The following is a 22,666-nucleotide window of genomic DNA, read 5'->3' as shown; positions in this document are numbered from 1 at the left end:
GACATAAGGTTACTACTATGAAAATTGCGATTATTACTGCCTGCCCTAGCGGCGTAGCAAACAGCATTATCGCTGCGGGATTACTCGAACAAGCAGCGAAAAGCCTCAACTGGGATGCATCGATTGAATGTCAATCGAGCGTCATGCCAACCACACCACTTTCTGCGCAGCAAATTGCGGACGCGGATGTGGTTGTGATTGCTGCCAATACCCCTATCGATGAAAGTCGTTTCGTTGGCAAAAAACTGTATCGCTCAGAGATCAGCGCGGTCACCAGCGACGCCAACGCCTTTTTACAAAGCGCGGTCGAGAAAGCGCAACTGCTGCAAGCCAGCGCTGGCATTCAACCAACAGTGCAAACTGCGGCGAAGAAAATTGTCGCCATCACGGCTTGTCCAACGGGCGTTGCACACACCTTTATGGCGGCAGAAGCTCTAGAGGAAGAAGGCAAACGTCGTGGCCACCAAATTAAAGTGGAAACGCGCGGTTCTGTGGGCGCGAAAAACCAGCTAACCGAGCAAGAAATTGCTGATGCGGATCTGGTGATCATTGCAGCAGACATCGAAGTGCCACTGGATCGCTTCAACGGCAAACTGATGTACCGCACCAAGACAGGCCCAGCATTGAAGAAAACAGGCGAAGAGATGGACAAAGCGTTCGCTCAAGCAACGGTTTATCAACACACTGCTTCGGCTGGTAGCAGCAACGCTTCTGAAGAGAAAAAAGGCGTTTATAAGCACCTGATGACGGGCGTCTCTCACATGCTTCCTGTGGTCGTGGCAGGTGGTTTGATCATCGCTCTCTCTTTCGTTTTCGGTATCGAAGCGTTTAAAGAAGAAGGTACATTGGCTTCGGCACTCATGACCATCGGTGGAGGCTCCGCTTTCGCACTGATGATTCCCGTTCTTGCTGGCTTCATCGCGTTTTCAATTGCAGATCGCCCAGGTCTGGCACCAGGTCTCATTGGCGGTATGTTGGCAAGCTCAACTGGCGCGGGTTTTCTTGGCGGTATCGCGGCGGGCTTTATTGCCGGTTACTCAGCGAAATTCATTGCAGATAAAGTGCAACTGCCACAATCAATGGAAGCGCTCAAACCGATTTTGATCATCCCGTTCATTGCGAGCTTGTTCACTGGTCTCACCATGATTTACATCGTAGGTGGCCCGGTTTCCAGCATCATGTCCGCGATGACAGAATTCCTCAACAACATGGGCTCTGCGAACGCAGTGCTGCTGGGTGTGATTCTTGGCGCGATGATGTGTTTCGACCTTGGCGGTCCTATAAACAAAGCGGCTTACACCTTTGGTGTTGGTCTACTGGCTTCTCAAACTTATGCACCAATGGCAGCCATCATGGCGGCAGGTATGGTACCTGCACTGGGTATGGGCTTAGCGACATTCCTAGCGAGAGACAAGTTTGAACCAAGCGAGCGCGAAGCAGGCAAAGCCTCTTTTGTCCTTGGTCTATGCTTTATCTCTGAAGGTGCCATTCCTTTTGCAGCGAAAGACCCAATGCGTGTCATCCCTGCTTGTATGGCTGGTGGCGCACTAACCGGTGCCCTATCCATGCTGTTTGGTGCTAAATTGATGGCACCTCACGGTGGTCTGTTTGTACTGCTGATTCCAAACGCGATTACTCCAGTACTGATGTACCTAGTCGCTATCGCAGCAGGTACTGCATTAACCGGTTTTGGTTATGCCTTCCTGAAAAATCGTGCTGAAGCAAAAGAAGCAGCAACGGCCTAAGTTTTATCCTTACCTTGATGCCAGTTCCCCCTCGAATTTGGCTTTCAACACCTCCCTTGCGGAGGTGTTTTTTTATACCTCGTCCGTAATGACAAAACCATACATATCAATACTTTTCAGTTAAATCAGCAACTTATAATATACGTCGCGTAGGGTGCGGAGGTTATTGATGTAAACAACCTTTCTATCACTTGTATCAATAATAAGACTTGTATCGCATAAGTCGCGCCTTATAATGCACACCGTTTTATTGAACATAACAGAGTGAATTACAAAATGAAAAAAGCTGTATTTTTGTTAGCTGCTGTCTCTGCATTTGCGCAGGCAAACACCAACGACATCGAGAAGAAAGATGTTTCTGGTTTCTATCTAGGTGGTGGTATCGGTACGACAACCGCATTCGACGATGGTGTGGGCACAAACGATTTAAACCTAAAATCAAACGATTCAACGTACAAACTGTACGGTGGTTACCAGTTCAACCGCATTGTGGCAATCGAAGCGCAATACACGCGTTACGGCGATATTTACAGTAAAGACGACGCAGACCGCCACATGGTAAAACCAGAAAGCATCGCGTTGATGGCAAATCTTGGTTACACCTTTGATAGTGGATGGCGTCCTTTTGCAACAGTGGGCCTTGGCCGCACTGAACTCGATTTTGGTCCTCTATCAAAGACAGAAACCTCATTCCGCGCTGGTGTGGGTGGCGAATACTCACCAAAAGCAATTGAAAACCTCAACTTCCGCGTAGCCTACGAAGTGGACAGCTTTATGTTCGATAACGGCCCACGTGATGACATCAACATCGTGCTTGGTTCACTTTACGCAGGTGTGTCATACAAGTTCTAAGCCTTCAACAACGTTTAGTTGAAAGCTAGGAAACCGCATAAAAGAACAATTTCTGATTCTTACACGGAACAAGAAAGCAAAAACAATGCGGAAAAACGATTTGGGGCAGTCACACTGCCCCATTTTTTATCGATAAAATTGTGCCATTGGTAAGTCGGATTAAGACTTTGCTGGCTTGATGCCAAACAAAATAGCAAACATAACGGGCACGACAACTAAGGTTAGTACCGTCGCGAAACCCAATCCGGCCATGATAGTAATGGCCATAGAGCCAAAGAACGCATCAAACACCAACGGAATCATACCAAGTATGGTGGTCAATGCCGCCATGCTGACAGGGCGAACACGGCTCACCGCGCTGTCGATGATGGCAAGATACGGATCTTTCCCAGAATCTAGTTCCAGATTTATCTGATCCAGCAACACAATGCCATTTTTTAGAATCATACCGCTAAGGCTCAACAGGCCAAGAAAAGCGGTAAAACTGAACGGCATGTTGGTGGCTAACAAGCCAAACGCCACACCAATGATAGACAGCGGCACCGTGAACCAAATCACCAACGGTTTTTTGAACGAATTGAAAAGCAACATGGTGATGATGAACATCAACAAATAGCCCATTGGCAGTGAACCAAACAGCCCTTCTTGCGCATCTTTCGATGATTCGTATTCCCCACCCCACGTGATTTCATAGCCATGTGGGATAGGCAGCGCCATCACTTTAGGTTGCACGCGGGCAAACAAACTTGCTGCCGTGTCCTCGCTTAGCACATCGTGGTCAGCCAACACGGTCAACGTGCGTTTACGGTCGCGACGTTGTATTAACGGCTCCTCCCAATCTAAAGTCACACCATCGATGATTTGATCAACCGGAATGTAGCTTTGCAACGATGGGCTCCAGATGCTGACGTTTTGTAGCGATTCAAAGTCCACTCGTTCTGTTTCTGGCAATCGCACCATAATCGGCAAAATATGTGTGCCATCTCTGAGTAGACCCAATGTGCTGCCACCAAAACTCATCTGCAAGGTGCTCGACAAATCTTCTTTTGAGATACCTAAACGGCGCGCTTTCGATTCGTTGAAAATCGGCACGATTTGCTTCGTTCGCTCACGCCAATCATGGCGTATATTACGAGCACCCGGATCGGTATGGAGAATGTCTTCCACTTGAACCGCCAACGCTCTAAGCACTTGCGGATCCGGGCCAGTAATGCGCGCTTCAATCTTAGATGCCGGCGATGGGCCAAACTCCATCAGCTTTAATTGGAAGGTTGGCTTATCAAAGGTTTTGGCTAAGCGGCTATCCAGTTCGTTAAGCAGCACAAACATGGTGTCGCGATCCGTTGTTCGCACTTGAAATTGCGCATACGCTTCGTAGTTCTTGGCCGGCTCATAGGTCAAAGCAAATCGCTGCAAACCCTGACCAATCGATGCTGATACAAAGTCGATGTTTGCTTGTTGGCGAATGTAACTTTCCACTTCACTGGCTTGCTTCATGGTTTCACGAATGTCCGTCCCTTCTGGCATCCACATATCCACGTAAAACATCGGCGTGTTCGATGGCGGGAAGAACTGCTGCTTAACATTACCAAACGCCACTACCGCGCCAACGAGCAAGGCCACCATGCCTGCGACCGTCAGCCAACGAAAACGCAACGCCCACTTTAGCGACGCGCCAAATGCGACAAACAACCAACCTTTGTATGGGTCTTCTTCATCGGCAGCGAGCGTTTTGTCTTGCTCTTTCAAGAGCAGATCCGCCAGAAACGGGGTCAGCGTGATAGCGGTGATCCAGCTTAAGAATAGCGAGAAACACAAAACCCAGAACAGCGACCCCATGAACTCACCCGTTGCGTCCTGTGATAAGCCAATCGGCGCAAACGCGGTGATGGCAATCACGGTCGCCCCCAACAATGGCCACTGAGTTTGTTTCACAATGTCGGTCGCGGCTTGGATTTTTGTGCGCCCTTTCTTTAGGCCCACCAAGATCCCTTCCACCACCACAATGGCGTTATCCACCAGCATACCTAGGGCGATAATCAACGCCCCTAGCGAGATTCGGTGCAGTTCAATGTCGTAATGGTTCATCAGAATAAATGTGCCAAATACCGTCAGCAGCAACACCAAGCCGATGATCACCCCACTACGAAGCCCCATGGTGAACAGCAGAACAATAATCACGATTGCCACCGCTTCCGCTAGGCTGATCACAAAGGCTTTCACTGAATCATCCACTTCTTGTGCCTGATTGTAGAAGTAGCTCATGTCGATGCCTGCTGGTTTGATGCTTTCTAGGCTGGCCAGTTCCGTTTCAATACGCTGGCCCACTTCCACCACATTCACGCCTGAAGCAAATGAAACGCCGATGTTGATCGCTTTCTTACCGTTAAACAGCAGCACATTATCGGGCTTTTCTTGAATGCCGCGGGTAATGGTCGCCACGTCTTTTAAGCGAATAAGATTCCCAGTATCGCGGCCATGAATGATCAGATTTTCAAGCGCGTCGACGGTGTTCAACGTGCCGCTTGGGCGAATCATCAAACTCTCGCCATTGACCATCACTTCACCGGCAGAGACCACGTTGTTCTGCTTATTGAGTAAACCGGAAATGACGTTCATATCAAGGTTAAGCGCCGCAAGGCGATCGAGGGAGATTTCAACAAAGAGTTGCTCTTGTTGATCGCCTGCGATGTCCACTTTGCCCACACCATCAATCAGTTCAAGCTCACGAGTCAGTTGGTCAGCGTAGCGTTTCAGTTCCACATAATCGTAATCGTCGCCCGTGAGCATCAGCATCACACCGTATACGTCACCAAAATCATCAATAATTTGCAGAGATTGAACACCTTGCGGTAGCGAGGGTTGCAGATCATTGATTTTACGGCGCATCTCATCCCAGATTTGTGGCAGCTCATCAGGGCCGTAATCCATCTTCATGCTCACCATGATCTGCGACAGACCATTCGATGAGGTGGACGTGATCTTATCGATGTAAGGCAGCTTGCGGATCTCTTTCTCGAGCGGATAAGTCAGCTCTTCTTCAACCTCTTTCGACGTCGCGCCCGGGTACGTAGCAATGACCATCGCATCTTTAATGGTGAACGCAGGGTCTTCCAAACGCCCCAATTCTAAGAATGACGTGACCCCGCCAATGGCGAGAATAACGATAAACAGCCAGCTGATGACTTTGTTCTTGATGGAATATTCCGCAATGCTCATTCTTGTTCCTTCTCTACCACATCCACGTGTTTGCCTTCGCGCAACTTGCGTAAATTCGAGTTCACCAACACATCACCTTGTGCCACTCCCGATGAGACAATCGCCCCATCGCCGTGGATTTGTTCAATGGCCACGGGCACTTTAGTGACCGCGTCACCATTTAATTTCCAAACAAAGAACTCCCCTTCATGACTTCCCGCTTGCAGTGCTGTCATCGGAATGGTGTAGCCATCAATGGCGGTAATGCCCGCTGCCGCCATATCAACCAGCACGCTGACACTGGTACCAGGCAGGATCTCACTTTGCTGCAACGGCTGTGGCATCGATAAGTACATTTGGTAAGTTTGGGTTTGCGCATTCGGTTCACTGGTGTGTTCCAAATAATTGAGTGCGAACGTTTTCTGCACGCCAGAAAACGTCGCTTGGGGCTGGTAATCCATACTTTGTGTGTTCGGGTTCACCAAAGCTAACACGTTGTCGGACAACTCAATTCGCACGTACACCTTGTCGTTTTGATACAAACTGACGATCGGTTCACCAATCGCGACGCGCTCAAAACGTTCTTTGTACACGTCCGAGATCTTACCGGTGAACGGGGCAAACAATCGGGTGTAGTTGAGTTGGTTTGTTGCGTTGTAAAAATTGGCTTCAGCCAATGCTTTGCTCGCCGTGAGCGCATCTAACTCCGCGTTAGAAATCATCCGTTTGGCGTAGAGCTCGTTACCACGTTTCAGCTGACGAATCGCCAAGTTGTATTGCGCTTGTGCATCGTTCACTGCTTGTTTTTCTTTGCTGTCATCAAGCTTAGCGATCATCTGACCTTGCTTGACGAGATCGCCCGCGTTGACCAATACATGCTGAATTTCTCCTGCACGGCGAAAGGCGATCGGTGTTTGCTCGGCGGGCACAACTTGCCCCTTAAAGGTGCGATACAGGCTCTTAACAGGCGCATCAACAGAAACGGTTGAAACGTACAATGGCTGCTCATTAAACGACTGTGGCTGGGAATCACACCCTGTCAGCACGGCCAACGCTATTGCTGAAAGTAGTAATAAAGGACGTTTCATTAGATACCCTCCTCGCGTACCCACGCTTTGACGACTTGGCCTTCCACCAAACGCTCGACACCCGCAATGACCACGTAGTCGTTGCTGTCGAGGCCAGATTCCACGCCACCATGAGCATTTAAAGAGAGCGTCACTTTGTTGACTCGCTGCGTCTCACTGTCCATCACCCACACCTCTCCTTGCGAGGCCTGTTTTGTCACCCACGCGGTGTTTGGCAGCATCACCGCGCTGGAGAGGTTTTGCTTAGCAATGTGGACTTGCCCCGTCATTCCCGTTAACAAATTGCGATCTTCTGGTCTGTCGATGGTGACGATCACTTGGTAGCTGTTTGTGTCTGGGTTTGGTCGAGTTGAGATCTCTTTAAACTGACCAGAAATGCGCTTATTGGGTTCGCTGTCCATCGTCACCCATATCTCAGCATGTTTGAGCGCCGCCAGAGAAAGCGATTCAACATAGGTCACAGGCAGTGCAAACGACACATCCAACACACTGTTGTCAATAAGATTGAGGATCTCTTGTTTTTCCGCCACCAGTTGATGAGGTTTGACATAGGTGTAAGAAACCACGCCATCAAAAGGCGCGTGAATTTTGGTGTAACTGAGATCGGTTTTGGCTTGCTCCCAATTGGCGAGCGCCGCTTTGTATTGGGTTTCTTGCTGATCATAGCTATCGGCGCTGACGAGTTTTTTCTCATACAGTTGCTTAGCGCGTTGCCATTCCGTCTTCGCCAGTGAGTATTGCGCCTGAGCGGCGTTAAGTGCCAATTGCAAATCTTTCGGGTCAAGCGTCACCAAAACATCACCTTGGCTCACCTCTTCCCCCATCTTGACCAACAATTGCTTAATTTCACCGCCCACTTGGAAAGAAAGCTGAGCGCGATACGTTGCGTCGATTCGCGCTAAAAAGGCATCCGATTCAGCAACGCTCAGATCGTCCACCGCCAGTAACTTAACGGGTTTGATCAGAGGATCGGCAGGCTCCGATATGGCTTTGTCGCAGCCCGTCAGCAGTGTTGATAGACCAAGCATCACCACAACAGCGACAGACGTGCGTGTTATCTGGGGTTTGCGCACTGAGATTCTCCATTTCTTTATTTTGCTATACAGGTGTGCAGTATATGGAGAATCAAAAAATGATCAATATATTTTCCACATGGACAATATAAGAATTGGTCAAATTGTCTCGTTTCTGGTAAAAATAGGCGCGTTGATGGATATCTGAGAAAACTCGAACGATGACTGAAAGAAAGCAAGGTCGAAGAAGTGCCGAAGCGGCCGAGCAAACTAAGTGCATGATCCTTAAAGTAGCAGCCGATATGTTCTGCGAATTGGGTTACGAGCGCATATCTCTGCGAAACATCAGTGAGAAGGCAGGCGTGTCACACAGTTTGATTCGCCACCACTTCGGTAGCAAAGAGAAGATTTGGCAAGCCGTCAGTGATGGTATGGACGAGTTTTTGCAACTCTACATGGCTGAACTCATCAACCAAATGCCAAAAGAGATGCCATCAAACCGAAAAATTTATCTGTTTATGGTGCGCATGCTTGCCTTTGCTTTGGTCAATCCTCACCCAATCCAAATGATTGCCGATGCGATCCGCCAGGGTGACGACGCCCTACTGCAATACTTCCTCAGATCAAAAGACGAGTTCGCTGAAATCTTTACCAAGCTATTTGCCGACTACAATGTGGAATACCCAGAAACACCCATCGATCAATGGGAATCCAAATGGCAGATGCTGATCTTCGCTCATGGCGCCATCACACTCGCTCCGATGATGAAAGAGACGTGGCCTGACGATGCGGAAAACCGTGATCAAATGCTGATCAATCATTGGGAGCTATTTAATACCATCATGGCGAACCAGTTTGGTGTAGAAAAAGCACAAATGATTCACCCAGCGAAGTTGAACGATATCGTCATCGATATGTTCTGCCCAATTGAAGATCTCACTCCTTAGAGCGCTTCAGCGAAAAAATAGACTCCCGAACACGAGTCAAACAGGCATGCAGTAGGTAGCACATCAACAGCCATAGCCCTACTGCGCCGCCCCCCGAGGAACTGCCGAAACTCATTGGGGCCTCTTCATTGTTGCCAGATGACCCTGTGTCATCGACACTGCCCGTGTCGCCATTCATGTAATCCAATCGCATCTGTTCCGTCACGGTCACTTTTGCCGTTTCATTGCCTGCCAATACACTGTCTATCCAGCCGGCGTAATCGGTAATTTCGGTAAACACCGACGTCACGGCCCAATTGGGATCGCCGCAAATATTTGGGCCAAAGCTGGTCACGCCCACTTGCATCATCACCCCATTGTTCTCCCAATACACTGGCCCACCGGAGTCACCCTGACATGTGCTGTTTTTCAATTGGCTGCTTTGGCTAAAACCGCCATCAAAACAGATCTGCTTGCTGGACAAATAATTTCCGGCGGAAAACACATTGGCACACTGAGTGTTACTGATGTACGTGAGTGGTGTTTCTTGCAGTTGCGATTCGCTGTCAAAGCCCGAGCGCGTATTGCCATGCCCTACGGCAAAGAAAGTTTCCGAGGCATTGCGGTACACCTCATTTTGCGGACGTCTAATCACGTCATTGACCGAATCAATATTCATCGACGTTTCTAGCTTGAGAATGGCAATGTCGTTTGGAAACAGCGTGGAAGAACTGTTTGAGAAATTATCGGGATAGAAAATTTTCGCCACTCGGTGGCGCTGAATGTTGCCAAAGGGATAGTCGTTTTCATCTTGAAGCTGTGGCACCACCACCAGAAACAGCGCTAATGAGCCCAACTCTTCCACACAATGGGCAGCCGTTAGCACATGGTCGACATCGAGAATGGTGGCTCCACAAGAAGCACCAGAATAGTAACCGCCATCGTATTCAAGGGAATCGTAGAAAAGACTGGCAAAGGAGGCGTATCGGTTTACATCAACGACCGTGCCATTGACGATGCGGCTTTCCACTTCACCCGCTATTGTCGCTGCGGAGAAAAGTACAGAAAGGAAGGAAAACTTCGCTAAAGATTGTGCTGAAAACATAACACCGCGCCCCTATGTTAGAAGCGCGGTGCCAATCATTCGCAAAAATAAACGTCGTATTTGCGGTAACTTAGCTCAACGCTTCATTAACCACGGTAGTAGCGTTGTGGTACAAACGGCATTTTCTCTACCGTCATTGGTAGCAGTTTGCCACGAACTTCAGCAAACACTTCAGTGCCGATTTCCGTTAGGTCTGAACGTAGGTAAGCCATGGAAACTGGCTTGCCCGCATTTGGACCTGCGGTACCACTGGTTACTACACCCACTTTATTACCTTCTCCATCAAACAGCTCTGCACCTTCACGGACTGGTGCTTTGGTTTGACCAACCAGACCAACACGCTTGCGAGATACATCCTTGGTTTCAATCTGCTTAAGGATGATGTCTGCCCCTGGGAAGCCACCTTCACGCTCACCACCTGCGCGGCGAACTTTCTGAATGCCCCACAATAGGCTGGCTTCTACTGGCGTGGTGGTTTCATCAAGATCATGACCGTACAAACACAAACCACACTCTAGACGTAACGAATCACGTGCACCAAGACCGATCCATTCGACTTCTTCTTCCGCGGTCAATGCACGAGCAAGCGCTTCTGCTTTGTCTGCTGGTATAGAAATTTCGTAGCCGTCTTCTCCAGTATAGCCGCTGCGAGAGATGATGCATTCTACGCCAAGCAATTCAAGCTTTTGCACGTCCATAAACAGCATCTCAGCCACGGCAGGTTGGAAGCGGCTCAACACCTCAACCGCTTTTGGACCTTGAATAGCAAGCAATGCGCGATCGTCAATGATTTCAAGTTCAACGTCTGATGGAATATGCGCTTGCAGATGGTTGATGTCTTGCTCTTTACATGCAGCGTTGACGACAACAAACAGATGATCACCCAGGTTAGCCACCATGAGGTCATCCATAATGCCGCCCTGCTCGTTGGTGAAAAACGCGTAACGCTGTTTGCCTTCACCCAAATCAACGATATCCACTGGAACCAGTGACTCAAGAAACGCTGCTGCGCCCGCACCGTGCAGTCTTAGCTGCCCCATGTGAGACACATCAAACAGGCCTGCCGCTTCACGCGTGTGCAAGTGTTCTTTCTTCACACCTAACGGGTATTGAACTGGCATGTCGTAACCAGCGAATGGCACCATTTTCGCCCCCACTTCAATGTGCAATGCGTGAAGTGGTGTTTTAAGTAGTACTTGGTCTGAGTGTTCTTGAGTCATTTTCGTCTCCATTAGCTAGACCCATCACAGCGATCTATCAGCAATTAATTGTCCAGATTTCCACTCAAAGGAAACTGTGTTTCCAATAATAAACACGTGTTGTGCTAATTTGCACGTTCAACCTACTGGGTCCTGCTCAAAATGTGACTTTTAACAATTTAATCACATTAAGCAGCCACAAAAAAAGCGCCGCATTGAGGGAATTATCATCAGAGCGGCGCTATTCTAATCTTGTTTCAAACAAAAGCAAACGTTTGCTTTCACTATAGGAAATTTACATCTTTTTAAAACTATTTTGCTGTCACCCACAAAATATGCGCATCTTCCTCACTAACGGAGACCAACATATGCCCCATGTTCGCATCGTAATAGACGCTGTCGCCTTCGCTCAGCACCACAGGCTCATAGAACTCAGAATAGAATTGCACCGCGCCAGATAAGATCAGCAAGAACTCTTCGCCATCGTGACGAACCCAATCGCCATACTCTTCAAACGTGCGCGCATGCACCACACTTTTAAACGGCATCATCTTTTTATTCGACAGCTGAGTGGCCAACAGCTCGTGCTCGTAAGTTTGTGTTGGGTGCGGTTTCCCTTGCCCCGCCAACGTTATATCACGACGACCAGTAGCAACCTTTTTCCTTGGAGGTTCAAAGAGTTGTGGCATGTCAATTTTCAAACCGTGCGCGAGTTTCTGCATTGCTTGAAAGGTAGGAGAAATCTGTTCGTTCTCGATTTTGCTCAGTGTTGAACGCGCCAAACCGGTTCGTTGGCTGGCTTCTTCAAGCGTAATGCCAAGGCGTGAGCGCACTTCTTTAATGCGTTGGCCAAGCTTCAATGGCTCGATATTTTGCTCTTGCGATTCTTTCGCTAATGTCAGGGACGGGTACTCGTCATACAATTCTTCCGACATAAATCCCTCATGTTTCTTATACGCTTCCTGTTTACAAAACATTGTGCATGAAGCGTAAAGTGGAGAAAAGTCCACCAAGTTAAATAAAGCGTGCTCCTGTTAACAAAATCCGAATCTCTGTTTCCTATAGGAAATTTTTGTTGATTGTTCACTGAACAACGGGTATGTTACCGACTTGTTAGATGAAGAGATGCTTTTTCCGCTTGAAATAGACAATGGATTTGATGCTATTCAGCGGCCTTTTGAACCCATTTGGGACGGAATTCACTCTGTTTGGTGTGTGAAAACAAATCACAAAAACAGCGCCAAACGGTTGTTATAAAGGACGGTCGGATCGTAAAGCAAAGACGCCGATTCGACGGATGATTGAAAGGTTATCTACCATGAATAGTCATTACCAAAATCACAGCTTGGAAAACTTTTTCTCGACTAACTTGTCTGCAACGGATGATGCCGTTTTTGCTGGTATTCAAGCCGAATTTACTCGTCAAAATGAACAAATCGAATTGATCGCTTCTGAGAACATCGTGTCTAAAGCGGTCATGCAAGCACAAGGCACCTGCCTCACCAATAAATACGCAGAAGGTTACCCAGGCCGTCGTTACTACGGTGGTTGTGAACACGTTGATACCGTGGAAGCCATCGCTATCGAACGCGCGAAAAAACTTTTTAATTGCGAATACGCAAACGTTCAACCGCACTCTGGCGCTCAAGCCAACGGCGCGGTGAAACTGGCGCTATTGCAACCTGGCGACACCATTATGGGCATGTCGCTCGATGCAGGTGGCCACTTAACTCACGGTGCGCGCCCTGCTCTTTCGGGCAAATGGTTTAACGCCGTTCAATACGGTGTTGATAAAGAGACGCTCGAAATCAACTACGATGATGTTCGCGCACTGGCGGTAGAACACAAACCAAAAATGATTATTGCTGGTGGTAGCGCGATTCCTCGCGTGATTGATTTTGCCAAGTTCCGTGAAATCGCTGACGAAGTTGGCGCGATTTTAATGGTTGATATGGCGCACATCGCTGGTTTGATCGCTACAGGCGCACACCCTAGCCCACTGCCTCATGCACACGTGGTGACCACCACCACACACAAAACGCTACGCGGCCCACGCGGCGGCATGATCCTTACCAATCACGAAGAAATCATTAAGAAAATCAACTCTGCGGTATTCCCTGGCCTACAAGGCGGCCCGCTGATGCACGTGATTGCAGCGAAAGCAGTGGCGTTTGGCGAAGCACTCGGCCCTGAGTTTAAAACTTATATCGATTCGGTGATCGATAACGCAAAAGTTCTTGCTGAAGTGTTGCAAACTCGCGGTTGTGACATTGTGACTGGCGGAACGGACACGCACCTAATGCTGGTTGATCTTCGTCCTAAGGGATTGAAAGGTAACAAAGCAGAAGAAGCACTAGAGCGTGCGGGGATCACATGTAACAAAAATGGCATCCCATTCGACACAGAAAAACCTATGATTACATCGGGTGTTCGTTTGGGCACGCCAGCGGGTACAAGCCGAGGCTTTGGCGCAGAAGAATTCAAATTAATAGGTCACTGGATTGGTGACGTTCTCGACGGGTTAGTTGAAAACCCAGAGGGCAACGCAGAAGTAGAACAACGCGTGCGTAAAGAAGTAAAAGCACTCTGTTCACGCTTCCCACTTTACCAGTAACCACAAATTTAAATCCTAATACGATATTTTGGAGATTATGCAATGGACAAAACACTGAAGTTTACAGAAAGCCACGAGTGGGTTCGCGACAACGGTGACGGCACTGTAACTATCGGTATCTCTGAGCACGCTCAAGAAATGCTGGGTGATGTGGTATTCGTCGAGCTACCTGAGCTTGAAGCGGAAATCGAAGCGGGTGAAAGCTTTTCACTGGTTGAATCCGTAAAAGCGGCGTCAGACATCTACGCACCAGTAACCGGTGAAGTCGTTGAAGTGAATGAAGAGCTTTCTGATAGCCCAGAGCTAATCAACGAGGAACCGTACGAAGGCGGTTGGATTGTTAAGGTGAAACTGTCTGATCCTTCAGAGCTTGATAATCTGAAAGATGCAGAAGAGTACCTAAACTCAATCGAAGAAGATTAATAAAGGAATTTTGATATAAAGCTGCCTCCTCCCGTGGGCAGCTTTTTTTCAAGGCTGTGTTTTTAGCGTTAACGCTTTCTCAGCTCTCTTGAAGGTAAAGGACCATGACTGAATTACTTCAAAGCCTCAACACACAACACGAGTTCGTTGGTCGCCACAACGGACCAAACCACGCCGATCAACAAAAAATGCTTTCTACCATTAACGCAGAAAGTCTAGATGCGTTGATCGCACAAACCGTTCCAGCACAAATTCGCCTTGAAAAGCCAATGCAACTGGCAGAAGCGCAAAGCGAAGCAGACATGCTGGCATCGATCAAAAAGTTCGCTGATTTAAACCAAGTTAAGCGCACTTTCATTGGCCAAGGTTACTACAACACCTTCACGCCAAACGTTATTTTGCGTAACGTACTGGAAAACCCAGGCTGGTACACGGCTTACACGCCATACCAACCAGAAATTTCTCAAGGTCGATTAGAATCATTGTTGAACTATCAACAAATGGTGATGGACCTAACGGGCATGGACATCGCAAACGCCTCTCTACTCGATGAAGCCACCGCAGCCGCAGAAGCGATGACGCTTTGCCAGCGCGCTGGTAAGAGCAAGAGCAAAGTCTTCTTCGTGGCAGACGATGTTCACCCACAAACCATTGAAGTGATCAAAACTCGCGCAAAATACTTCGGCTTTGACGTAGTGATCGGCAATGTTGATGCACTCCCACAAACAGAAGCCTTCGGTGCCCTACTTCAATACCCAAGCACAACGGGCGAAGTACGCGATCTCACCGATGTCATCGCGCAAGCGCAAGCCAACAAAACACTGGTTTCAGTTGCTACCGATCTCCTTGCTTCTGCACTTGTGAAGCCAGCCGGTGAAATGGGCGCAGATGTTGTCATTGGCTCAGCACAGCGCTTTGGCGTACCTATGGGTTACGGTGGCCCACACGCAGCCTTCATGGCAACGCGCGAACAGCACAAACGCACCATGCCAGGCCGTGTGATCGGTGTTTCTATCGACGCCAAAGGCAACCAAGCACTGCGCATGGCAATGCAAACACGTGAGCAGCATATCCGCCGCGAGAAAGCGACCTCGAACATCTGTACGGCGCAAGCACTGCTTGCCAACATGGCATCGTTCTTTGCCGTGTACCACGGTGAAGAAGGCATCCGTACCATCGCGCGCCGCACTCACCACATGACGGCCATTCTTGCTGCTGGCCTAACCAAATCCGGTTACGAGCTTGCGCATAACGCGTTCTTCGACACCATCACCATCAACACTGGTGACAACACTCAAGCGCTTTACGCTAAAGCACAAGCGGCAGACATCAACCTACGTCTGCTTGACGGCCAAATCGGCATCAGCTTTGACGAAACCACTACCGTGGCAGACATCGACGCACTATTCGCAATTTTCGATGTGAAAGAGAGCGTAAACGCACTTTCAACCGACATCGCAGGCAACGAGTTTGCCGCAATTCCAGAAGCGTGTCGTCGTACTAGCCGTTTCCTAACTCACCCTGTGTTCAACACTCACCACAGTGAAACACAGATGATGCGTTACCTAAAACAGCTAGAAAACAAAGACTTCTCGCTTACTCACGGCATGATCCCACTGGGCAGCTGTACGATGAAGCTCAACGCCGCCGCAGAGATGATCCCGGTGACTTGGCCTGAATTTGGTGCGCTTCACCCATTTGCGCCAATTGAGCAAGCTGCGGGTTACACTGCACTGGCTGAAGATCTCAAAGCGAAGCTGTGTGAAATCACTGGCTACGATGCGTTCTCACTACAACCAAACTCGGGTGCTTCTGGCGAATACGCTGGCCTTATCGCGATTCAGCGTTACCACGAGAGCCGTGGCGAAGGTCACCGCAACGTGTGTTTGATCCCAAGCTCCGCGCACGGCACCAACCCAGCAACGGCTGCAATGGTTTCGATGAAAGTGGTGGTGGTGAAATGTGATGAAAACGGCAACATCGACCTTGTCGACCTTGCTGCGAAAATCGAAAAACACCAAGAAAATCTATCAAGCATCATGATCACGTACCCTTCAACGCACGGCGTTTACGAAGAGCAAGTGAAAGAAGTGTGCGAAATGGTTCACGCGGCTGGTGGTCAGGTTTACCTTGATGGCGCAAACATGAACGCGCAGGTTGGCCTAACGTCTCCGGGCTTTATCGGTTCAGACGTTTCGCACCTTAACCTACACAAAACCTTCTGTATCCCACACGGTGGTGGCGGTCCGGGTATGGGTCCTATCGGTGTGAAATCGCACCTAGCACCTTTCCTACCTGGTCACATCGAAAACGGTGTAGAAGGTAAAGAGTTCGCAGTTTCGGCAGCGGATCTCGGCAGTGCATCAATTCTGCCAATCTCTTGGGCTTACATTGCAATGATGGGCGCAGATGGCCTAACAGAAGCAACCAAAGTGGCGATTTTGAACGCGAACTACGTGATGGAGCGTCTGCGCCCGCACTACCCTGTTCTTTACCGTGGCACCAATGGCCGCGTGGCGCACGAATGTATTATCGATATTCGTCCGCTGAAAGAAGAAACAGGCATCAGCGAAGAAGACATTGCAAAACGTTTGATGGACTACGGTTTCCACGCGCCAACCATGTCGTTCCCTGTAGCAGGCACACTGATGGTAGAGCCAACGGAATCGGAAGATCTGGAAGAGCTAGACCGTTTCTGTGACGCGATGATCGCCATCCGCGAAGAGATGACCAAAGTGAAGAACGGTGAATGGCCACTGGAAAACAACCCTTTGGTTAACGCGCCACACACGCAAGTAGACCTAATGGAAGAGCAATGGGATCGCCCATACCCACGTGAAATCGCGTGCTTCCCATCTGCTGCGACTAAGCGTTCTAAATACTGGCCAACCGTGAACCGTGTAGACAACGTCTACGGTGACCGTAACCTAGTATGCTCATGCCCAGGCATTGAGAACTACGAAGAGTAATTTTGTAGTAACTGAAATAGCAAAGGCGAACCGATGGGTTCGCCTTTTTGTTGTAGATCACTTTGCATCTTAGCAAGTTTGTCTCGCTGGGAAATCAGTACCCATCTTGAGATCAATGCAAGCGAGCCAGTTACTCTTTGTCTTGCCAAAGAGTAACCAGAAAATTGCTTTTTTCCTTTGGTGCTGGCCGGCACGGTTTTAGGCGTTCCCGACGCCGAAAACCTAAAATTTCGTCCTGAAATTTTGCCTAGTACCGTGAATGCCTTGGCTAACTCGTTTTTGGACAGGAATCCGTTAGAGTCCGAGTTCTAATCCGTTTACTTCGGATAACTTTAGTTGAGGCAAAATAGAGTAAATGGCTTTGCCGTGCGAGAGCATTTGGCTGCTGACGCAGCCAAAATCGATGCTTAGGCCTATTGGCCAGCTGAAGGCAGGGCAAAGAACCTGCCCCAGTCTCAATTTTTTCCACTAACATATTTAGCTTTCTCGAAAATATCCTTTTCTCTCGCAATCAAAATCAAGGAAAAAATCGAAGGTCACGCATAATGCGAAGCGTTCGCTATACTGCCTTCGCCCATTATTCTATCAACTATTGAAGATAGGCTCTACCGGCACAACAACGCCAAATTTTTTCAGTTGAAGGAACTTTGAACCAAAAATCTCCGTCGGAATTTTTCGTTGGAGCAAACCAAAGAAATTTTCATCATGTGTCGATATTATGAGCTGCTTGTCAAACTGCAAGCATATACTACGTAAAAGGTCTATCGTCGAAAGGACGTTAATCGAATCCATTGATTGGATTGGATCATCGATCAGAATAACATCAATAGGATTTCCTTCATCATCTGTCGCGTGGAGCGCATTCGCAAGGAATACACTCAAGCTCAGAATATTCGTTTGGGCTGCACTGAAATAGAGAATTGGGGATATCATTCCATCTGCCCCATCGCTTACTAAAATGTTTAAACTTGGCTTTTCCGTCTCAAAGCTAACTTTGAACTCTACTTTTTTGAATGTAGGATGTGGGTCTATTTTCTTGTAAATAGCGTTGATAAGATCTTCGAAGAAGAAGTTATTAATGAGCACTTCTAGCTTTTCTATTATGACCGCCCTTTCTGCAACTAAAGCCTCGTCAACTTGATTTCTCCGTTCTATCTGCCCCTCTAAGGCCTCCAATTCTTTCTGAGTAGATATGTGTTTTATGTAAGGCTTGAATGAGGTCATAAGTTCCATTAGCAACTTAACACCACTTAACAACTTTTCTAGGTCATGAGCACGAATCTGACAGTCGTCAGCCTTAGTTGTTATTAGCACTTTTACTTGCTCTAATGTGTCATCAGGGCGAATGCTAATAATGTTGGATAAACTCTCATAAAACGCATTAACTACCGATTGAGAACTGGTAAGAGCTACCTCTAAGGCTTCCTTCTCTTTCTTCAAATGTGAAAAATCCACCCATGTTCCATCTGCAATCATCTCTTGTTGTAAGTCATGGCACTGACTTACTAGGGATTCACATGAAGTTCTATATCCTTGCACAACTGCATTAAGCTCATTTTTTTTCATTTCGCAGTGCTTGTTTATCTCTTGAGCAGCAATAGCATTTTCATTTAGATATGCCAACACTGAGACATAAACATGAGCACTGCTTTTAGTCTCCATCTCAGACTCTAACTTACTGTACTCAACGCGCTTGGCTTTAAGCGACTCATTAGCTACTTGAATTTGCGCAGTTAAGTTTTCTTGTTGTTGGGTCAGATTAGGCCGCTTCACGGATAATTGATAAAGCTCTGCCTCTACTCTAGTTACAAGCTCTTGATTCGAAAGCCCCCAAACTGATCTGTCTAGTTCAGCATTTCTATGCTCTAAGTTCTTGCTCTCACCTTCAAAGGTATTCTTATCTTGCTCAGCTTTAGCAAGTTTAACTTCAATTTCATATAACTTATTGCGAAAGCCTGTGAGTTGCTGAGCCTGTGATTCAACCGCTTGCTGCGTAATTTCTTGAATTTCACCTCTAAGTTCTTTCTCCCGAATTGAAGACTGTGAGATTTTTTTAGAGTTTTCTTGACTCAGTTCAGACAGCAGATTTTGGCTCTTAACTTTATCTATAAGTTCCCCTGGAGATGAATGAGGAGTTGTACATAAAGGGCAAATATGAGAAGGCTCAACACTAAGATAATCCAAGCCTATGGAAATCAACCTTTCATGTAATTCCATCTGTTCTGTTAAGGCCTTCTGAGTAGCATGCAAGGTCTGGTTATGTACTTCGAGCAAATCAAGAGCCGCGTAACATCTTCCAAGCTGTTCTATTTTTTCTTTTTCAAAAGCCATGACTCCCATACTTCCAGCTAATAAAAAACTAGATGTAATCTTTAAAGCTGATAATTCGCTCAGTTCACGACTCAATTTATCTTGCTGGGCCTTATCTACCTGGATTTCATTATTTTTATCGGTGATTTGCTGATTTAAAACATCGATCCGTTTTCGATTATTCGATAGCTCCGCATAAACTGGACCAGAGTTATCCAACGAGCTTCTAAGCTGGGAAACTCTGTCGTCATCTATCTTAAGCTCGTTATTTAACTCTGTTAGGCTCTTCTGAAAGCCAGCTAATTCAGCATTTAGTCTGGAGCATTCTTCAGTCAAAGCGCTTTTAGTTTTAGTTATCTCTTTAAGACGCAATTCGGTTTGTAAAAAACACTCAGCACTCTCAGCTATTTCAATCAGACGATTTAGACGCACATTCGCCTGTTTCTGCTCCTCTACACATTTCTCGTACGAGTCTAATAAACCTTTATACTTGTCAGCGTCAGTAACACCTTTCAAAAGCCGGGCAAGTTTAGTTTTTTGCTCTATTTCATAGCCCGCATGAAGCTCTATTTCGGGTATTTTGTTTAACCTTTCTGACAATACTTCAAGCATTTTACTATTGGCATGGATTGATGTGTTCAGTTCATGCTGTCGCGAAACAAGGTTGGCATCAAGTGTATGAACGGTCTGAAGTGAAAGACTCTCATCAGGTAATACAATGCTTTCACCCATAGAGTTGAGTTCAGTCGCAACTGAATTAAACTGCTCAAATATAGAAAGATCAATTGGTTGCTTCAATTCCTCTAGCAAAGATTTACGTTTCTTATTGAGGGCACTTAGCTCAGATTTATTATCATTTATGAGTGCAGACAACTCCTTGCGAGCAGTCTCAATATCGCCACCAAAGCTTTCCATGAACTTGGAGTAGCGCTCCTGTGGCTTTGCTTCCCGAAGAAATCTATCAATTTCGTCTTGGCTAAGAATTACACGTCGAAAGAAATCATTTTCTCGTTTTTCGTCATTTCCTATACGCAAATCCATCTGATTCTTACGAATCTTAGAAAGCTTACGCTCAAAGACGTTCTGACCACTTGTAGTTACTACTACTTTGGTATCTACACTTTCATCTACATACTTGTTTCGTAGAATCTTTAGCCCTTCATTTTGGCTTTTGGTAGACTTAGCTGCGCTTAGATTATTTGCTTTATTATATTCTCCACCAAGCCTTTCTAAATGATTGGTAACAGCCCACTCTACTGCATCATAAAAAGAGCTTTTCCCAAAGCCATTTGGAGCATAGAGCGCAACAAAGTTAGCAGGCTCTTCTCCATCATTTGTAAAATCAAAAGTTCCATCTGACTTTAACTGGTAGGCTCGAAACGCCTCAATCTCAACTTTTTTAATTTTCATTACTGTTCAAACTTTCAACTATTTTATCGATCATTAATGCTCGCTTATCTCTAGACTCGCTTTTAGAATCTAAAGGAGCGCCACGATAGTAGTTTTCTAGATACGGTAAATCTTCTTCTAGCTGGAATGATCGACTTTCGAGTGTTAGATCTGAACCCAATAACTGTTTCTCTAGCTCAATAATTAACTGTTCAATGTCTGGAATTTCTTGAAAATCATCCAGTACTATTTTACGCGCAGAAAACTTGTTATTTTCGATTTCATATTTTTCCCATACGGGAATGCTTTCAACAGAAACAAACGCCAAATACATGTTCCAGGCATCAAAGCCACCTGAGTGTTGATGATAGACGGCCACCATATTTTGGATAGATCGCCAATTTTCTATGATGTCATATGCTGTATCACATACGCATACAATACAAGATATAAAAGAAAGACGATCATCAGAACAAAGCATATAAAACTGAATGTTTTCATATTGGTCAGATAAAAATCCTAGGTCAATTTCTTTAATTAATAATTTCACTTAGCTTTTCTCTCAACAAATCCGATTGCGACTTACCTGCTTGTAAGTTTGGATATTCATCTTCAATATCTACTACGCACTTATTGCGAAGACCTTCTAAGTGGGTCAATTTGAAGCTCGTAAAGATCGCACTTTCAGTTGAATCAATAACAGGGAATGGACCTTGATTTGGCACAACCGAGATGTCGCTTATAACCTTTTCTAGTCGAAATGTTGGGGGCAATACTCTTGCTGCTGGTTCAGGAGAAGCAACGATCAAAGTCCCATCTTTATCTAAAAGCCTGCGAGCGGTTTTGAGTAAGTCTTCCAAGCGACTGACCCAGTTAGTACCATTGCTTGTATATACTAACCGACGCTTCCGCTCTAAACCTCTCAGATAGTCATCATCTGCACTCCCTGATTGGTCAATCAATACACAAATGACTAAGAACTCCAAATATGCCACCCACAATTCATAAGTTTTAAGTTCCCCAAGCATTGTAGGATCGACTAAGAGGTCAGAATGATATTGTTCCATTACTTTATAAGGTGGAAGTAAACCATTTTTGATTAAATAATCGGCTGCTCCTTCAAGTTCTAGTTTAAGTTTAGATACGTTATTTGGATCAATAACATTAAACGAGAATATCCTGTCCCGCATATTTGAAAAGCACTCCAAATAGGCAGGGATCATTGGTGCACTTGAATACGCAGTGGTTAATTCTTCGAACTTTGCAAGACTGTGGCACTGAGAACGACCATACTGTTGCTCACGACCAGTACCATCCATTTGAAATTCAACACCGATGAGCAATGGTTTATCACCTTGAACATGATAAACGCCACCACCAGACATTCCTCTGATCGTTGTTGTTCCAGGTCCACCGTCAAGAGACATAATAACAAGTTCATTAGCCACACTAATCTTATGCCCAGTATATTCTTTAATAGGATCCGCGGAGTTTCTCTCTGTTTCTGGGAACCCGACAAGGGTAAGTGGGGCACGGTCACTCAAGTCTGAAGCAGAAAGGCATTTTTGTGACAATCTTTCCTGATAATCTACTTTTAAAATTGCAAAATCATAACGCTCGGACTTTGACTCTCTCCACTCTTGAGGGATGAGTACAGATAAAACTCCAAGCGGTTCATCTTGGTAATCATGGACAACGATATCACCCTGTTTTTCTGGAATTACATGAGCAGCAGTCAGTACATAAGAATAATCTCGTGTCATTGCATTTACTAATACGCCACTACCACCATTCACTTTGACACAGTATGACTGCATGATTTCAGATACTGTCAT

General features: G+C 46.7%; 15 protein-coding genes. 6 read left to right on the top strand and 9 right to left on the bottom strand.

Translation table 11 applies throughout. The features are described from left to right. Nucleotides 1–17: 17 nt before the first annotated feature. Complete coding sequence (fruA, locus tag PQQ36_RS01525) at nt 18–1,745, top strand: PTS fructose transporter subunit IIBC (protein WP_273660268.1); 1,728 nt, start codon at nt 18–20, stop codon at nt 1,743–1,745. Between the two features lie 276 nt (nt 1,746–2,021). Next, nucleotides 2,022–2,597 (top strand): porin family protein, encoded by a 576-nt coding sequence (locus PQQ36_RS01520; protein ID WP_015727868.1) that lies wholly within the window; start codon nt 2,022–2,024, stop codon nt 2,595–2,597. 159 nt (nt 2,598–2,756) lie between these two features. Here the strand turns inward: PQQ36_RS01520 and PQQ36_RS01515 are convergent, their stop codons facing one another. Genes PQQ36_RS01515 through PQQ36_RS01505 form a run of 3 tightly spaced genes read right to left on the bottom strand, consistent with a single transcriptional unit; the run spans nt 2,757 to nt 7,911 of the window. Continuing rightward, on the bottom strand, nt 2,757–5,816 hold the full coding sequence (locus PQQ36_RS01515) for an efflux RND transporter permease subunit (protein ID WP_015727867.1): 3,060 nt from the start codon (nt 5,814–5,816) through the stop codon (nt 2,757–2,759). Continuing rightward, complete coding sequence (locus PQQ36_RS01510; protein WP_072603904.1) at nt 5,813–6,883, bottom strand: efflux RND transporter periplasmic adaptor subunit; 1,071 nt, start codon at nt 6,881–6,883, stop codon at nt 5,813–5,815. The genes PQQ36_RS01515 and PQQ36_RS01510 overlap by 4 nt, the downstream gene beginning before the upstream one ends. Further along, nucleotides 6,883–7,911 (bottom strand): efflux RND transporter periplasmic adaptor subunit, encoded by a 1,029-nt coding sequence (locus PQQ36_RS01505; RefSeq protein WP_263134256.1) that lies wholly within the window; start codon nt 7,909–7,911, stop codon nt 6,883–6,885. Before PQQ36_RS01505 ends, PQQ36_RS01510 begins: the two co-directional genes overlap by 1 nt. Nucleotides 7,912–8,117: 206 nt before the next feature. Between PQQ36_RS01505 and PQQ36_RS01500 the strand changes: the two genes are divergently transcribed. Then, nucleotides 8,118–8,843, top strand: a complete 726-nt coding sequence (locus PQQ36_RS01500; RefSeq protein ID WP_011152037.1) for a TetR/AcrR family transcriptional regulator — start codon at nt 8,118–8,120, stop codon at nt 8,841–8,843. On the opposite strand, the gene PQQ36_RS01495 is transcribed toward PQQ36_RS01500, so the two are convergent. From PQQ36_RS01495 to PQQ36_RS01485, 3 genes are all read right to left on the bottom strand, one after another. Then, on the bottom strand, nt 8,833–9,927 hold the full coding sequence (locus PQQ36_RS01495) for a S1 family peptidase (RefSeq protein WP_088428415.1): 1,095 nt from the start codon (nt 9,925–9,927) through the stop codon (nt 8,833–8,835). The two genes, PQQ36_RS01500 and PQQ36_RS01495, sit on opposite strands and share 11 nt — an antisense overlap. Nucleotides 9,928–10,013: 86 nt before the next feature. Continuing rightward, complete coding sequence (gene gcvT / locus PQQ36_RS01490) at nt 10,014–11,147, bottom strand: glycine cleavage system aminomethyltransferase GcvT (RefSeq protein ID WP_273660265.1); 1,134 nt, start codon at nt 11,145–11,147, stop codon at nt 10,014–10,016. 290 nt (nt 11,148–11,437) lie between these two features. Then, nucleotides 11,438–12,061 carry a helix-turn-helix domain-containing protein gene (locus tag PQQ36_RS01485; RefSeq protein WP_011081169.1) on the bottom strand — a complete coding sequence of 208 codons (624 nt, stop codon included), beginning with the start codon at nt 12,059–12,061 and terminating at the stop codon, nt 11,438–11,440. 383 nt (nt 12,062–12,444) lie between these two features. Here PQQ36_RS01485 and PQQ36_RS01480 point away from each other — a divergent pair, with 383 nt between their 5' ends. From PQQ36_RS01480 to gcvP, 3 genes are all read left to right on the top strand, one after another. Further along, nucleotides 12,445–13,740 (top strand): serine hydroxymethyltransferase, encoded by a 1,296-nt coding sequence (locus PQQ36_RS01480; RefSeq protein WP_011081168.1) that lies wholly within the window; start codon nt 12,445–12,447, stop codon nt 13,738–13,740. A gap of 42 nt (nt 13,741–13,782) precedes the next feature. Continuing rightward, nucleotides 13,783–14,163, top strand: a complete 381-nt coding sequence (gene gcvH, locus PQQ36_RS01475; protein WP_011081167.1) for a glycine cleavage system protein GcvH — start codon at nt 13,783–13,785, stop codon at nt 14,161–14,163. Between the two features lie 104 nt (nt 14,164–14,267). Beyond that, a complete protein-coding gene (gene gcvP / locus PQQ36_RS01470) occupies nt 14,268–17,132 on the top strand; it encodes an aminomethyl-transferring glycine dehydrogenase (RefSeq protein WP_015727862.1) in 2,865 nt (954 codons plus the stop codon). A 585-nt stretch (nt 17,133–17,717) separates the two neighbouring features. On the opposite strand, the gene PQQ36_RS01465 is transcribed toward gcvP, so the two are convergent. From PQQ36_RS01465 to PQQ36_RS01455, 3 genes are read right to left on the bottom strand one after another with little or no spacing between them, the layout of a single operon-like run. Next, complete coding sequence (locus PQQ36_RS01465) at nt 17,718–20,852, bottom strand: AAA family ATPase (protein ID WP_273660262.1); 3,135 nt, start codon at nt 20,850–20,852, stop codon at nt 17,718–17,720. Next, nucleotides 20,842–21,381 (bottom strand): ABC-three component system middle component 1, encoded by a 540-nt coding sequence (locus PQQ36_RS01460; RefSeq protein WP_044024053.1) that lies wholly within the window; start codon nt 21,379–21,381, stop codon nt 20,842–20,844. Before PQQ36_RS01460 ends, PQQ36_RS01465 begins: the two co-directional genes overlap by 11 nt. Continuing rightward, nucleotides 21,365–22,666: an ABC-three component system protein gene (locus PQQ36_RS01455; protein WP_044024052.1), complete on the bottom strand. Its 1,302-nt coding sequence runs from the start codon at nt 22,664–22,666 to the stop codon at nt 21,365–21,367. Before PQQ36_RS01455 ends, PQQ36_RS01460 begins: the two co-directional genes overlap by 17 nt.

The organism is Vibrio sp. CCUG 15886, assembly GCF_028570825.1.
GTDB classification, from domain to species: domain Bacteria; phylum Pseudomonadota; class Gammaproteobacteria; order Enterobacterales; family Vibrionaceae; genus Vibrio; species Vibrio vulnificus_B.
The sequence above is the reverse complement of the archived record's forward strand: the minus strand, read 5'-3'. Positions and strand labels throughout refer to the sequence as shown.